The sequence below is a fragment of the Parviterribacter kavangonensis genome, from assembly GCF_056863335.1.
In genome coordinates this window covers 315,492-329,612 of record NZ_JBXPJA010000001.1, presented here as the reverse complement: position 1 = coordinate 329,612, position 14,121 = coordinate 315,492, and the positions used below count along the sequence as shown (strand labels likewise).

Here is a 14,121-nt window from a genome sequence, read left to right as displayed (position 1 = left end):
AACCGCCGGCCCTGCCGATCGAGAAAGTGGCCGACGGCCAGGCCGGCCTGCCCGCCGCCGACGACCGCCACCTCGTAGTGCGCGGCGCTCATGCGGTCACGTCGAACGAGAACATCATCCCGCTCTCGTGGTGCTCGGCGATGTGGCAGTGGGCCATCCACCGCCCCACGTTGGTGACGTCGAGCACGATGTCGACGGTCTCGCCCGTGCGCACCAGCACGGTGTCCTTCCACACCAGGTTCGGCTCCATGACGCCGTCGCGAGCCAGGATGAGGAACCGGCCCGCCCCGTGGATGTGGAACGGGTGGTGCATCGGATGATCGGAGTCCGTCTCGTTCACCAGCCGGATCTTCACGCGGTCGCCGACGCGGAACTGCCACCGGATGTCCTGGTTCTCAGCGTCGTTCGAGCGGTCGACGAGCTTCCAGCGCATGTTCGCCGGAGTGGTGAGCTTGTTGACGTCGACCATGTCGTCTTCCCACTCGATGCCATCGGCGGTCGCGTGGTCGTGGCCGTGCGCGTGCTCGTGCTGCTCGGCGTCGGGCTCGCCCATGTCCATCTCCGCCTGGAACGCGAGGGTCTTGTCCGGCGGCCCGTCGAGCAGGGGCGTGAGCCGCTCGCGCTCCACCGCCAGCTCCGGCGCAGTGCGCAACTCCGAGAACGCATCGGCCAGCGACGGCGTCGCCGGCTCCTCGCCAACCGTGATGCCCGCGAGCCTGTACGTCCGGCCGGGCGTTCGGTGCTCCAGCGCCAGGTCGCCCGGCGTGTCGAACAGCACGTCGACGGTGATCCGCTCCGACGGCGCGACGACGACGTCCTCGACGGGGTGCTCATGTTCGACGCGGCCGCTGTCCCCGCCGACGAGCTTCATGCGCGCGCCGGGCAGCGCGACCCTGAACACGCGGGTGTTGGCCGTGTTCGTCAGGTGCAGGCGCACGACCTCGCCCGCCCGCGCGGTCAGCTCGAGCTCCGGCTCGCCGGCGGTGAGCAGCACGTTGCCGAAGCGCCCCATCGCCGCGTAGGTCGTCTCGTCGGGGCTGAAGGCGGCGATCTGCCCGTCCTCGATGAGCACGTCATCGAGCGTCAGCGCGAGCTCGCGATGCGCGGGCGGCCAGTAGTCGCGATCGGCGGGGACGACGATGAAGTTGCCGTACAGGCCCAGCTCCTGGCCGTAGTCCTCGCGGACGTGCGGGTGGTACCAGTAGACGCCCGGGTCGGGGAACGCGACGCGCGCGGTGTAGCGGCCGCCGACCGGGATGAGCTCCTGCGTCTCGTGCGTGCCGTCGTACTGGTTCTCCAGCCGCAGCCCGTGCCAGTGGACCGTCGCCTCGAGGTCGCCCTCGTTCACGATGTCGAAGAGGACCTCCGCGCCTTCGGGCACGCGCAGCGTCGGGCCCGGGATGGATCCGTTGTAGGCGAGCATGCGGACCGTCGCGTCGCCGATGCGCTTCGTCACCGGGGCGATGCGCAGCGTGTACCGGTCGCCGTCGGCGAGCTCGACCACCGGGGTCGCGACCGCGGCGGGCAGGCCGGCCGTCTCGCGCGAGAACTTCTGAGTCGGTGTCGACATCCGGCCTCCTCGGGAGCTGGGTTCAAGCCGCGATCCCTGCCGAGCGACCCTACGCTCGGCGGATGATGCGATGCACGCCAACTGACTCCGCGTCGCCTCCACCGGCCTGCGCCCGAGCCGGTCACTTCCGCTGATGCGGGCGGAGGGACTCGAACCCCCACGGCTTGCGCCACCGGCACCTAAAGCCGGCGTGTCTACCAGTTCCACCACGCCCGCAGATCGCGCGGCGGTGGGGAACCGTCGCGCTCCGCGGCGCGGGATTGTATGGTCCGCCGCGCTATGGCCGCTGTGGGCAATCGCCGGCGCGACGACTTCATCGTCGAGTACCCGAACCGCGAGAAGGCTTCGTCGAAGACGGTCAAGGCGATCGTCGTGCTGCTGCTGATCGTCTCCGCCGCGCTGATGGCGATCGTGACCTTCGGCGGCTGGGACGCGCTGCAGGGCGTGAAGGTCCTCAGCATCGCCTTCATCCTCGTCTACCTCATCCTCGCGTTCTTCATCGCGCGGTGGCGCAGCGGCATGCTGCCCGTCGCGGCCGCGCTCGGGACGATCCTGCTCATCTTCGCCGCCGTCTCGGCGCCCGAGTGGTTCGCGCGCGACAAGGACGGCTTCACGGATCCCGCGATCGCCAGCGAGATCCTCGGGATGATCACCGTGATCATCGTCCCGGTCCAGATCCTCCTCATCGCGTTCGCGATGTCCGGCTTCCGCCAGAACTGGCAGGTCGAGGTCGAGCGCCGCCGCGACGACGCCGACGACCGTCGCGACCGCCCGTCGCCCGGCGGAGCAGTCGCCGCTCCCGCCTGACGCGTCTACGATCCTCACCGCCCGCCCGGGTGGTGGAACGGTAGACACGGAGGCCTCAAAAGCCTCTGCCCCTCGTGGGCGTGCGGGTTCGAATCCCGCCCCGGGTACTCGCCGCTGTCCGTGTCCGGATCGCGTACTTGATAGATCGCTCTACTGATGCGACGATGCCCGCCATGGCGACGGCGCGGGAGAAGGTCGGCACTCGCGAGCGGATCCTGTACGCGAGTGCGGAGCTGTTCCGCAGGCAGGGGTACGCCGGGACCGGGTTGAAGCAGGTGACCGCGGAGGCGGAGGCGCCGTTCGGGTCGCTGTACCACTTCTGGCCGGGTGGGAAGCAGCAGCTCGCCGACGAGGTGCTGCGGACCGGGGGACGGTTCTTCCTGGCCCTGTACCGCCAGATCATGGGCGAGGCGCCCGATTTCGTCTCGGGCATCGGCGCGTTCTTCGAGGGCGCGGGGCAGACGCTCGTCGCGACCGACTACCAGGACGCCTGCCCCATCGCGACCGTCGCCGGGGAGATCGCGAGCACGGACGACGTGCTGCGGCAGGCGACGCAGGACGTCTTCGAGCTCTGGCTCGCGGCGCTGCAGAGCGACCTCGAGGAAGCCGGCGCCACGCCAACGGAGGCGCGGGAGGCCGCGCTCGGGGTGCTCGCCGCGCTCGAGGGCGCGTTCCTCCTCTCCCGCTCCCTCCGCAGCATCGAACCCATGCAGGCCGCCGGCCGCGCCGCGGTCGACCTCGTCAACCGGACACTGGAGGCACCATGAGCAGCAAGAGCACCGTCCTCGCCGCAAGCGCCGGGGCCGCCGCGGCCGTCGCGACGCGCAGCCTGTTCGTGAAGGCGATCCGGTTCAAGCTCGAGCGCGACCTCGCCCGGATCAACGAGGGCGACTACGGCCCGCTGCTCAGCGGCTACGCGGACGACGCGACGCTCGTCTTCGCCGACGGCGACCACCGCTGGGCCGGCCGCCACGAGGGGAAGGCCGCGATCGAGCGGTTCTTCAAGGACTTCGTCAACGCCGGTGTGAAGGGCGAGATCAAGGACGTGCTGATCGCCGGACCGCCGTGGGCGATGCGGATGCACGTGCGCTTCGACGATGGCGTCACGACGCCGGAGGGCGAGCAGCTCTACCGCAACCGCACGGTGCTGACGATCCGGACGCGCAACGGCAAGATCATCCTGCACGAGGACTTCTACGAGGACACCGAGCGGATCGCGCAGCTCGACCGCGCGCTGATGCAACGCGACGTCGCGCCCGTCGCCGCCTGACGACTACCGCCGCGTCTTCGTCAGCCGCGCCGTGACCGCGTCCATCACGCGGTCCGGCAGCGTGCTCGCGAGCATCGCCTGGATGCGCGCGTCGGGCCCGACCAGATAGCGCGTCCGTGGCCGTCGAGCCGTCAGGGCGTGGAGGATCGCGTCGGCGACGTCGACCGGCTCGATGCCGCGCTCGGCCGTCTTGCGCGCCGCCTTCAGCAGCCCCTCGAGCCGAGACCCGTACAGCGCATGGCCCTCGGGAGGGAGCGCGTCGATCAGGCGGCGGCCCTCCTCCTCCCCCTTGCGCCAGATCTCCGTCCGCACGCTGCCGGGCTCGATCAGCGAGACGCACATCCCGAACGGCTTGACCTCCATCCGCAGCGCGTCCGCGACGCCCTCCAGCGCGAACTTCGACGCGTGGTACGGCGAGACGAACGGCAGCGCCATCCGCCCGCCGATCGAGCCGAGCAGGACGACCCGCCCGCGGGAAGCCCGCAGCGCCGGCAGCAGCGCGCCCGTCAGCACCATCGGCCCGACGACGTTGACCTCGAACTGCCGCCGGATCTCGTCGGCGTCGAGGTACTCGATCGGCCCCTGGACCGTCACGCCCGCGTTGTTGACGAGCCCAAACAGCGGCCCGTGCTCGGCCACGATCGACCGGGCGACATCGGCGACGTCGGGCGAGCTGACGTCGAGCCGCACCGGCACGATCCGCGCCGGGGACATCGCCTGGACCGCCTCGCCGTCCTCCAGCCGCCGCACGCCCGCGAGCACGCGGAAGCCCTTCGCGGAGAGGTGCACCGCAGTCGCGCGGCCGATGCCGCTCGACGTCCCGGTGATGAGCACGGTCCGGCGCTCCATGGCGCGCGACACTACCCACGGAATGGCCGCTCACCTGAACGTTCGCCTGCAGCCCCGCGCACGCAACGACCAAGTGGTCGGAGAGCGCGACGGGGCCTACGTGATCCGGGTCAAGGCACCGCCCGTGGACGGCCGGGCGAACGACGCGCTCGTCGCCTTCATCGCCAAGCGGGCGGGCGTCCCGAAGGGGTCGGTCAGCCTCGTGCGCGGCCACCAGAGCCGCGACAAGCTCGTACGCGTCGAGGGCGTCGACGAGCAGACGCTGCGCCGATCGCTCACCGCGTGAGCGACGGGCTCAGCCGTTCTGCGCGGCGAGCGTGCCGTAGACGTGGCAGAGGAGGTCGGTGAGCAGCTCGTCGCGCTCATCCGGCGACGAGGTGCGGACCTCCTCGACCGCGCCCTTGGCGGTCTTCGTGTCTGGGGTGGCCTTGGGCTCCATGTCTTGCTTCGTGGTCGGCTTCGGCTCAGGGGCCTTGAGCGTCTCCCCGACCAACGTCCAGGCTTGTTGCGCGCTAGGGCGCGAGGGCGGTGATCTGGTCGAGGAGCGCGGGGTGGCCCGCGAGGACACCGTAGGGCATGCCGTCCCGTTCCACCAGATCTCTGACTTCCAGGCCGGATCGACGGCAAAGCAGGGTACCCGCCGCGATGTCCCACGGCTGGACCGTGCGCTCGAAGTACGCGTCGTAACGTCCCGCGGCCAGCCACGCGAGGTCCAGCGCGGCCGATCCGGCCCGCCGGATGTCGCGCACGCGCGGGAGCAGCCGGGCGATCACCTCGGCCTGGCGCGCCCGCACCGCGGCGTCGTAGGCGAACCCGGTGACGACGAGCGCGCGGTCCAGCGGCGCCTCCTCGCGAGGAGCGACGACGGAGCCGTTCAAGGTCGCCGGCCCATCGAGCGTCGCCGCGAACAGCTCGTCGCGCAGCGGATCGAACACGACCCCGGCGAGCGTCCCCCGCTCGTCCTCGCACGCCACGCTGACGCACCACTGCGGGATGCGGAACAGGAAGTTGATCGTCCCGTCGAGCGGGTCGACCACCCAGCGCACGCGGCCCGGCTCGACCTCGCGGGCGCCTCCCCCCTCCTCGGCCAGCAGCGCGTCGTCGGGGCGGCGCCGGGCGAGCAGGTCGCGGATCGCCGCCTCGGCCGCGAGGTCGGCCTCCGACGCCAGGTCGGTCGGCGTCGACTTGCTGTGGATCGCCCGCTCGTGGCCGGCCTCGAAGCGCTCCCGCAGCAGGCCGCCCGCGAGCCGGGCCGCCTCCTCGGCGACCGGCAGCAGCTCGGAGGGAGCGCTCACGCGGCGAACGCGGGACGGCGGTCGGCCCAGGGGTGCGCGCGCTCGAGCTGACCGCCGAGCGACAGCAGCAGCGGCTCGCTGTCCGGCGGCCCGACGAGCTGGACGGTGAGCGGCAGGCCCTCGGCGCTCATCCCGACCGGGACGACCATGCCGGGGTTGCCGAGGTGGTTCCACGTCGCGGTGTACGGCACCCACGACGCCACGCCGTTGAACGTCCGCAGCGCGCCGGCGCCGGTCCACTTGCCGACCGGGGCGGGCAGCGACGCGAGCCCGGGATGGACCACGACGTCGACGTCGTCGAAGATCGCGAGCACGCGCTTGGCGTCGGCGGCCTCCTGCGCCCGCGCCCGCGCGAGCCCGCGGGAGCCGACGATCGCGCCGAGGCGCGCCATCCCCTTCGTCCGCGGCTCGAGCCGCGACGGATGCGCCATCGCCTTCGCGTCGTCGTAGATGCCGCGCAGGTACCGCGCCATGAAGCCGAACGCGGCCGTCCCGTAGTCCGGGTCGCGCTCGATGACCGTGTGGCCGAGCGCCCGCAGCGCATCGCCCGTCTCGGCCAACGAGCGGGCGACCTGCGGATCGACCTTGCCGAGCGTGCCGGGCGGGAACCCCGCCGACAGCGCGATCCGCAGCGGCTTGGGATCGGCGGCGGCCGCCTCGACGTACGGCTCGTCGGTGACGGCCTGGTAGGCGAGCGCCGCGTCGGCGACCGTCCGCGCCTCGAACCCGAGCACCGACAGGCCGTGCCAGTGCTCCGCCAGCGGCGTGTACGGGATGCGCCCGCGCTGCGGCTTGAGCCCGACGAGCCCGCAGCACGCCGCGGGGATGCGGATCGACCCGCCTCCGTCGGACGCGGTGGCGAGCGGCACGAGCCCCGCGGCCACCGCCGCGGCCGACCCGCCGCTCGAGCCGCCCGGCGTGCGCTGCAGGTCCCACGGGTTGCGCGTGAAGCCGAACGTCGCGGTCTCGGTGAACGGCCAGATCGTCAGCTCCGGCACGTTCGTCAGGCCGATGACGATGGCCCCCGCGGCACGCAGGCGGCGGACGATCTCCCAGTCCTCCTCCTCCGGCCCGCCGTGGGCGTTCGAGCCGAAGGCGAGCACCTCGCCGCGCACGCCCATCTCGTCCTTGATCGCCACCGGGAGGCCCAGCAACGGCCGCTCGTCGCCCGCCTTCAGGCGCCCCGCGGCCTGGTCGGCCTCGATCAGCGCGCGCTCGGCGAGGACCTTGCGGAACGCGTTCAGCTCGGGGTCGTAGCGCTCGATCCGGGCGAGGAAGAGCTCGACGAGCTCGCGCGGCGACACCTCGCCGGCGCGGAGCAGCTCGCGGAGCCGGACGGCACCCGCGAAGGCGAGATCGGACGTGTCTGAGGCCACGAACCGACAGGCTATGGGACGTGGACCCGACGAGGATCACCGACGAGCTCGCCGCCATCGAGGGCCGGCGCGGCTGCACGGACGCCGAGCGGCGCGCCGCCCGGGCGCTCGCCCGGCACGTGAAGGCGCTCGGCCGCCGCGCGCGGATCGAGACGCACTGGGTGCGCCCGCAGTGGCCGCAGATCTGGCTGCTGCATGCCGTGCTCGGCATCGCCGCGAGCGTGGTGAGCACCGGCTCGGCCGCGGTCGGGCTGGGCATCGCGGCGGTCGCCGCGGTCAGCGCGCTGGCCGAGCTGAACGGCCGCATCGCGCTGCTGTCGCTGCTGTGGCCGCGCCGCGCGACGCAGGACGTCGTCTCGGCCGGCGTCGGCGACGCGCCGGTCCGGCTGCTCGTCACCGCCGCGTACGACGCGCCGCGGGAGCGGACCGCGCTGGTCCGCGGCCTCGGGCGCGCCGACGGCGCGATCCGCACGGCGCTCGGCGGGCACTGGCCGCACCCGCTGGCGCTGCTGGCGCTCGCCCTGATCGGGATCGCCGCCTGCGCGGGCGTCCGGCTCGGCGGCGCGGAGGGAACCGCGATCGGCGCGGTGCAGCTCGTCCCCACCGCGGTGTGCATCGTCGCGGTGGCGGTGCTCGCCGACCTGTCGGTGGCGAGGACGGCGACGGGCCGCAACGCCAACGCGGGCGCCGCGGCGATCGCCCTCGCGCTGGTCGAGGCGCTGGAGCGGCGCGCGCCGCACCGCCTCGCCGTCGACCTCGTGCTCGCGGGCGCCTCGGACGGCCCCGCCCTCGGCTTCCGCGCGCACGTGCGCGCCCACCGGCGCGCGACGCGCGCCGAGGAGGTGGCCGTGCTCCACGTCGAGGCGCCCGGCGACGGCAAGGCGGTCGTCTGGACCCATGCCGGCCCGCTGCTCGAGTGGCGGATGCACCCGCGCCTCGTCGCGCTCGCCGCCGACGCGGGCGGGGCGCGCGTGCGGACCCGGTCGACGAGCGCGGCGCTCGAGGCGCGGCGGGCGCGCTGGCCGGCCGTGGCGATCGGCGCCCGCGACGGCTCGGCGCCGGACCCCGAGGCGGTCGACCCCGCGGCGCTCGGTGGCGCGTTGCAACTGGGCCTCTCGCTGGCGCGCGCGCTCGACCGCGACCTGGCTGGACGCTCGTCCTAGGCGCGCCACCCCGTCCGCTCAACCGGCCCCGGGGGCGCGCCGATGACGCGGGTGCTCGTGACGGTGCTCAAGAAGTCCAAGGCCGCGGCCAAGAAGAAGAAGAAGAAGAAGCCCAAGCTGACCTGCAAGGTCGTGCGGGACAAGAAGACCGGCAAGAAGCGCAAGGTCTGCAAGCCCGTCGCCAGGAAGAAGCGGGCCGCCAAGAAGCCCGTGGTCAAGGTGCCGGCGCCGAAGCCCGCGCCGATCCCGGCCCCGCTCCCGAACCTGCCGGTCCCGACCGCCGCCGCTCCGCCGGTCGTGCCGCCTCCGCCCGCCACGCCCGCGCCGGTTCCGGTTCCGCCCGTCGTCCCGCCGTACGACGCAAGCGGGCCGCTCGAGCCGCCCACGCCCGTCCAGGCGACGTTCGGCCCCCGCGAGGCCGAGCGGCTGCTGTGGCGCGCCGGCTTCGGACCCACGCCGGGCCAGGTCGCGTCGTTCGCCCAGCTCTCCATCCGCGACGCGGTCGCCTCGCTGACCCGCGTCAGCGGGACGGCGACGCTGGACGGCCCGGCGCCGCGCGACGAGAACGGCAACCCGATCGACCCGCGCAACGCCTGGGGCCACGACCACGTGTGGTGGCTCGATCGCATGGTCCGCAGCCGCCAGAGCCTCGTCGAGCGCATGACGCTCATCTGGCACGACTGGTGGGCGACGACGAACGCCGACATCGGCGACCAGGGCCTGATGCTGCAGCAGAACGAGGTGTTCCGGGCGAACGCGCTCGGCTCGTTCGCGCAGCTCGCCTCGGACGTCACGACGAACCCGGCGATGCTGCTGTTCCTCAACGGCATCGACAACCGCAAGGGCAGGCCGAACGAGAACTACGGGCGCGAGCTGATGGAGCTCTTCACGCTCGGCGCCGACCGCGGGGCGTACACCGAGACCGACGTGCGCGAGCTCGCCCGCGCGCTGACCGGCTGGCGCGCGGACTGGAACGACGGCTGGGGCAACTTCCGCTTCGATCCCAACCGCCGCGACACCGGCATCAAACGCCTGTGGGCGGGGACGGCGTACGAGAAGTCCGGCGACTTCGGCTGGCAGGACGCCGTCCTGCTGTGCCTGGCGAACCCGTTCCACCCGTCGTTCTTCGTCCGCAAGCTGTGGTCGTACTTCATCCCGACCCCGCCGGACGCGTCGACGCAGGCCGCGCTCGAGGAGCTCTACGTCAGCCGCGGCTACGCGATCCGCCCCGTCGTCGAGGCGATCCTGCTGCACCCCGACCTCTACACCGGGCCGCCGCTCGTCAAGCCGCCGGCCGTCTACCAGGCCGGCCTGCTGCGCTCACGCGGCCGGACGATCACCACGTCGTGGTGGTCGTGGCTCGGCGCCAACGCCGGCCAGCAGCTCTTCTACCCGCCGAACGTGTCGGGCTGGAACGACCAGGCCTGGCTCGACACGTCGACCATCAAGGGCCGCTGGGAGGTCGCCTACCAGGTGCTGCGCGACGAGTACGTGCAGCCGAGCTCCACTTACGACCCCACCGAGACCCCCGAGACGGCGCTCGATCGCGCGCTCGCCTTCTGGGGCCGCCCGGCGCTGAGCACGGAGACGCGCGCCGAGCTGCTGCGCTACGCCGCCGCGGCGATCCCCTCCGGCATCCAGCAGTGGCAGCAGGGCTACCTCCGGGCCCAGCGCCAGAACGCCCTGCGGCACCTCATCGCCACGTCCCCCGACTTCCAGACCTCCTGATGCACGACACCCACCGTTCCTGCGCCGACTACACGCGCTCGCAGCTGCTGCGCAGCGGCGCCGCCTCCGCCGTCCCCGGGCGCGGCCTGCCCGCGATCGAGACCGGGATGCCCGTCCCGGCGGGCACCGGCATGAGCCGCCGCGGGTTCCTCCTGCGTTCGGCCGGCGTCGCGCTGTCGGTCTACGGCGCGGGCAAGCTGGCGCCCGAGGCGCTCGAGGAGGGCATCGCGATGGCGGCCGGCGGGACGCCGGAGCCGGTGCTCGTGTCGATCTTCATGTCGGGCGGCATCGACTCGCTGAACGTGCTGGCGCCATGGCAGGACGCGAACTACCGCGCGTGGCGCCCGACGCTGGCGCTGAACGGGGGAACGACGTTCAGCGCCGACCCCCGGCTCGTGTGGCATCCGTCCGCGCAGCCGCTCGCCGACCTGCACGCCGCGGGCAAGGTGACCGTCGCGCCGGCGATGGCGTACGACCACCCGAACCAGTCGCACTTCACGTCGCGGCACTTCTACGAGACGGGCACGCTCGACGTGAACGCGCGGACCGGCTGGCTCGGCCGCTGGCTCGACGTCGTCGGCGATCCGAACAACGCGATCCAGGGGCTCAGCCTCGAGTCGGACCTCTCCCCCGCGTTGGCGACGACCCGCGTCGCCGTCGCGGCGACGTCGTCGCCCACGAGCTACACCTTCGACTCGCCCGGCGTCTGGGACACGCCGGCGAAGGCCGCGATGCTCGAGAGCTTCGGCCGGCTCGGCGGTGTTCCCTCGACCGATCCGATCATGGGCCAGGCGCGCCAGGCGCAGGCCAACGCGGCGATCCTGCGCGGCCAGCTCGCGACGCTGCCCGCCGGCTCGACGACGGTCCCGTACCCGAACAACAGCGTCGCGTCGCGGCTGAAGAACCTCGCGAACATGCTGTCGGCCGGGCTGCCGATCCGCGTCGCCACGCTGAACGCCGTCGGCGGCTACGACACCCACTCCGGCCAGGCCGGCTCGTTCGACCGCAACCTCGACGGGACCGCGAAGGCGATCGCCGCCTTCCAGGCCGACCTCGAGGCCCGCGGGCTTGCCGACCGGGTGCTCGTGCACCTCTGGAGCGAGTTCGGCCGCCGCCCGCAGGAGAACGGCTCGCAGGGCACCGACCACGGCGCCGCCGGTGTCGGGTTCCTCATCGGGACGAAGGCGTCGGGCGGTCTCATCGGCGAGTTCCCCGGCCTCGGAACGCTCGACGGCGACGGGAACCTCCGCGCCACCTCGGACTTCCGCGGGCTCTACAAGGGCCTCATCGACGACTGGCTCGGCGGCGCGTCGTCCGCGGACGTCCTCCCGAACGCGGCGTCGATCACGAAGTACACGGTCGTCAAGTGAGAGCGCTGGCCCTCGCGATCCTGATCGTCTTCGCCGTCGCCGCGCCCGCGCAGCCGGCCCTCTCCGCGACCTCTCCCGCCGCCCTCGCCGCGTCTTCCGCCGCGGCCCTCTCCCCCGCGAAGCTCGCCGCGGCGAAGAGGCGCGTTCTCGCCAAGCGGCGGTGCCTCAAGCGCGCGAAGACGAAAGCCGCGCGCCGCCGCTGCGTCGCGCCGGCGAAGAAGAAGCAGGTCGTCAAGAAGCCCGGCGTCGCCGCGCCCGTCGTCGCGACGACGCCTGCGCCAGTGGTCCCCACGCCCGCGCCGACTCCGGACGTCCCGGTCGAGACGGCGCCCGTCACCACCGCGCCGACCGTCACCGCGCCGGCCGCCCCCGCGTGCGACCCGTCGCCGTGGATCAAGGCGACGGCGGAGGACGCGGGCGGGGCGTTCCGGCTGCGGCTCAGCCGCGACTGCCTTCCCGCCGGCCGCGTGCTCTTCAGCTTCCTCAACACCGACGCGCAGCCGCACAACCTCTGGATCGCGGGCGTCTCGCCGGCCGTCCCGGCGACGCGCGTCATCGACGACACCGACGGCGGCGCGACGGGCGCCGCCGACATGACGGCGGGGACCTGGCGGGTCTACTGCTCGATCCTCGGGCACGAGGCCATGACGAAGACGATCTCCGTCACGGCGCCGTAGTCCGCGCGTACTCGACGAACCAGTGGAGCGCGGCGGGGTTCGCGAGCGACTCGCGGCTCGCGGCCTTCTCCGGCGCGGTGCCGGTGAGGATGCGCTTGACCGGCACCTCGAGCACCTTGCCGCTCAGCGTGCGCGGCACCTCGCTGATCTGCACGACCTCGTTGGGCACGTGCCGCGGCGAGCAGTCCTCGCGCACCTTCTTCGCGATCTTCTTGATGAGGTCGTCGTCGAGCGTCGCGCCCTCGGCGAGCACGACGAACAGCGGCATCCAGCCGTCCGTTCCCTCGCGCGGGAGGTCCACGACGAGCGCGTCGACGATCTCGTCGAGCGACAGCACGGCGGAGTAGATCTCGCTCGTCCCCATCCGCACGCCGCCGCGGTTGATCGTCGAGTCGCTGCGGCCGTAGATCACCGACGTGCCGCGCGACGTGATCTCGATCCAGTCGCCGTGGCGCCAGACGCCGGGGAACATGTCGAAGTACGACTCGCGATAGCGCTCGCCGTCCGGGTCGCCCCAGAAGAAGACGGGCATCGAGGGCATCGGCTCGGTGATCACGAGCTCCCCCACCTCGTCCGTGACCGGGCGGCCCTCCTCGTCCCACGCCTCGACCTTGGCGCCGAGCGCGCGCGCCTGCAGCTCGCCCTCGTGGACGGGCAGCAGCGGCACGCCGCCGACGAACGCTGTGCAGACGTCGGTGCCGCCGCTCGTCGAGAAGAGCCACGTGTCCTCGCCGACGTGGTCGTAGATCCAGCGGAAGCCCTCGGGCGCGAGCGGCGAGCCTGTCGACCCGACACGGGTGAGCCGGCTCAGGTCGCGACCCCCGCCGGCCGGTTCGATGCCCTGCTTCATGCACGCGGCGATGTACGCGGCGCTCGTGCCGAACGTCGTCATGCCGGTCTCGCTCGCGAAGTCCCACAGCACCTCGCCGGCCGGGTTGCCGTCGAAGAGCAGGATCGCGGCGTCGGTGAGCAGCACGCCGACGAGGAAGTTCCACATCATCCACCCGGTCGTCGTGAACCAGAACACGCGGTCGCCGGCCTGCGCGTCGAGGTGGAGGTGCATCTTCTTGAGGTGCTCGAGCAGGATGCCGCCCTGCGAGTGCACGATCGCCTTCGGCAGGCCGGTGGTGCCCGAGCTGTAGAGCACCCAGAGCGGGTGGTCGAACGGGACGAGCTCGAACTCGAGCGGCGCGTGCTCGCTCAGCAGGTCGCGCCAGGTCATCTCCGCTCCCGCGCCATCACCCAGGTACGGCACGGTCACGACGTGCTGCAGCGTTGGCATCGCGTCGCGCAGCGCCGCGACCGTGTCGGCGCGGTCGAAGTCCTTGCCTCCGTAGCGGTAGCCGTCGATCGTGAGCAGCGCCTTCGGCTCGATCTGCGCGAAACGGTCGATGACGCTCTTCGCGCCGAACTCCGGCGCGGCGCTCGACCAGATCGCGCCGATCGACGCCGTCGCGAGGAACGCGACGATCGTCTCGGGGATGTTCGGCAGGTACGCCGCGACGCGATCGCCCGGCTCGACGCCGAGCCGCCGCAACCCCGCCGCGCACCGCGCAACCCCGTCGCGCAGGTGATCCCAGGTGATCTCGCCGGTCTCGCGCAGCTCGCTGCGGTGGACGATCGCGACCTGGTCGCCGGGGTGGTCGCGCAGCAGCTTCTCGGCGTAGTTGAGCCGCGCGCCGGGGAACCACTCCGCCCCCGGCATCGAGCGGTCGCCGAGCACTGCGTCGTACTCGGCGCCGACGTCGAAGAACTCCCAGATCGACGCCCAGAACCCCTCGAGGTCGTCGACCGACCAGCGCCAGAGCTGGTCGTACTCGGTGAACCCGCGGTCGAGCGAGCGCATGTAGCGCGTGATCGTCGCGCGCTCCTTCAGCGCGTCGGACGGGGTCCACAGGAGGTCACCTCGAGCCATGGCCGAACCCTTCCACACCGGCCCGCGATCTCGTCGTCTGCGGCGGTCAGCGGTTGTCGCCGCGCACCACCGCCGCGCAACATCGGAGCGCCCCGACCGTT

14 protein-coding genes, 2 tRNA genes and 1 pseudogene are annotated in these 14,121 nt (G+C 72.8%); 9 read left to right on the top strand and 8 right to left on the bottom strand.

The features are described 5' to 3' along the window. Window positions 1–11: 11 nt before the first annotated feature. The 3 genes and pseudogenes from AC1UE4_RS01600 to AC1UE4_RS01590 all read right to left on the bottom strand — a co-directional run. A pseudogene (locus AC1UE4_RS01600) lies at window positions 12–92 on the bottom strand (hypothetical protein); the annotation flags it as partial. After that, window positions 89–1,570, bottom strand: coding sequence for a multicopper oxidase family protein (locus AC1UE4_RS01595; RefSeq protein WP_482915471.1), 1,482 nt, complete (start codon window positions 1,568–1,570; stop codon window positions 89–91). The gene AC1UE4_RS01595 and the pseudogene AC1UE4_RS01600, both read right to left, overlap by 4 nt. Before the next feature lie 134 nt (window positions 1,571–1,704). After that, window positions 1,705–1,786, bottom strand: a tRNA-Leu gene (locus AC1UE4_RS01590). Window positions 1,787–1,849: 63 nt separating this feature from the next. Here AC1UE4_RS01590 and AC1UE4_RS01585 point away from each other — a divergent pair. The 4 genes from AC1UE4_RS01585 (at window position 1,850) to AC1UE4_RS01570 (ending at window position 3,647) form a co-directional block, all read left to right on the top strand. After that, window positions 1,850–2,377 carry a hypothetical protein gene (locus AC1UE4_RS01585; RefSeq protein WP_482915470.1) on the top strand — a complete coding sequence of 176 codons (528 nt, stop codon included), beginning with the start codon at window positions 1,850–1,852 and terminating at the stop codon, window positions 2,375–2,377. Between the two features lie 23 nt (window positions 2,378–2,400). Next, window positions 2,401–2,484: transfer RNA gene (locus AC1UE4_RS01580), tRNA-Leu, on the top strand. A gap of 57 nt (window positions 2,485–2,541) precedes the next feature. Continuing rightward, window positions 2,542–3,144, top strand: coding sequence for a TetR/AcrR family transcriptional regulator (locus AC1UE4_RS01575; protein WP_482915469.1), 603 nt, complete (start codon window positions 2,542–2,544; stop codon window positions 3,142–3,144). Further along, window positions 3,141–3,647, top strand: coding sequence for a nuclear transport factor 2 family protein (locus AC1UE4_RS01570; RefSeq protein ID WP_482915468.1), 507 nt, complete (start codon window positions 3,141–3,143; stop codon window positions 3,645–3,647). Before AC1UE4_RS01575 ends, AC1UE4_RS01570 begins: the two co-directional genes overlap by 4 nt. A 3-nt stretch (window positions 3,648–3,650) precedes the next feature. Here AC1UE4_RS01570 and AC1UE4_RS01565 read toward each other — a convergent pair whose 3' ends face one another. Beyond that, complete coding sequence (locus tag AC1UE4_RS01565; RefSeq protein WP_482915467.1) at window positions 3,651–4,496, bottom strand: SDR family oxidoreductase; 846 nt, start codon at window positions 4,494–4,496, stop codon at window positions 3,651–3,653. Between the two features lie 22 nt (window positions 4,497–4,518). Between AC1UE4_RS01565 and AC1UE4_RS01560 the strand changes: the two genes are divergently transcribed. Next, entirely contained in the window at window positions 4,519–4,782 is a 264-nt protein-coding gene (locus AC1UE4_RS01560) for a DUF167 domain-containing protein (RefSeq protein WP_482915466.1), read from the top strand. Between the two features lie 9 nt (window positions 4,783–4,791). Here AC1UE4_RS01560 and AC1UE4_RS01555 read toward each other — a convergent pair whose 3' ends face one another. The 3 genes from AC1UE4_RS01555 to AC1UE4_RS01545 all read right to left on the bottom strand — a co-directional run bounded on the left by AC1UE4_RS01555 (window position 4,792) and on the right by AC1UE4_RS01545 (window position 7,167). Continuing rightward, entirely contained in the window at window positions 4,792–4,935 is a 144-nt protein-coding gene (locus AC1UE4_RS01555) for a hypothetical protein (protein ID WP_482915465.1), read from the bottom strand. A 73-nt stretch (window positions 4,936–5,008) separates the two neighbouring features. Further along, window positions 5,009–5,791, bottom strand: coding sequence for an inositol monophosphatase family protein (locus AC1UE4_RS01550; protein WP_482915464.1), 783 nt, complete (start codon window positions 5,789–5,791; stop codon window positions 5,009–5,011). Then, window positions 5,788–7,167, bottom strand: a complete 1,380-nt coding sequence (locus AC1UE4_RS01545; RefSeq protein WP_482915463.1) for an amidase — start codon at window positions 7,165–7,167, stop codon at window positions 5,788–5,790. The genes AC1UE4_RS01550 and AC1UE4_RS01545 overlap by 4 nt, the downstream gene beginning before the upstream one ends. A gap of 20 nt (window positions 7,168–7,187) precedes the next feature. Here AC1UE4_RS01545 and AC1UE4_RS01540 point away from each other — a divergent pair, with 20 nt between their 5' ends. Genes AC1UE4_RS01540 through AC1UE4_RS01525 form a run of 4 tightly spaced genes read left to right on the top strand, consistent with a single transcriptional unit; the run spans window position 7,188 to window position 12,105 of the window. Further along, window positions 7,188–8,330 carry a hypothetical protein gene (locus AC1UE4_RS01540; protein ID WP_482915462.1) on the top strand — a complete coding sequence of 381 codons (1,143 nt, stop codon included), beginning with the start codon at window positions 7,188–7,190 and terminating at the stop codon, window positions 8,328–8,330. A gap of 42 nt (window positions 8,331–8,372) precedes the next feature. After that, complete coding sequence (locus AC1UE4_RS01535) at window positions 8,373–10,058, top strand: DUF1800 domain-containing protein (protein ID WP_482915461.1); 1,686 nt, start codon at window positions 8,373–8,375, stop codon at window positions 10,056–10,058. Beyond that, on the top strand, window positions 10,058–11,428 hold the full coding sequence (locus AC1UE4_RS01530) for a DUF1501 domain-containing protein (RefSeq protein WP_482915460.1): 1,371 nt from the start codon (window positions 10,058–10,060) through the stop codon (window positions 11,426–11,428). Before AC1UE4_RS01535 ends, AC1UE4_RS01530 begins: the two co-directional genes overlap by 1 nt. Then, window positions 11,425–12,105: a cupredoxin domain-containing protein gene (locus tag AC1UE4_RS01525; protein ID WP_482915459.1), complete on the top strand. Its 681-nt coding sequence runs from the start codon at window positions 11,425–11,427 to the stop codon at window positions 12,103–12,105. Before AC1UE4_RS01530 ends, AC1UE4_RS01525 begins: the two co-directional genes overlap by 4 nt. Here AC1UE4_RS01525 and AC1UE4_RS01520 read toward each other — a convergent pair. After that, window positions 12,092–14,020 (bottom strand): acetoacetate--CoA ligase, encoded by a 1,929-nt coding sequence (locus tag AC1UE4_RS01520; RefSeq protein WP_482915458.1) that lies wholly within the window; start codon window positions 14,018–14,020, stop codon window positions 12,092–12,094. The two genes, AC1UE4_RS01525 and AC1UE4_RS01520, sit on opposite strands and share 14 nt — an antisense overlap. Window positions 14,021–14,121: the final 101 nt, after the last annotated feature.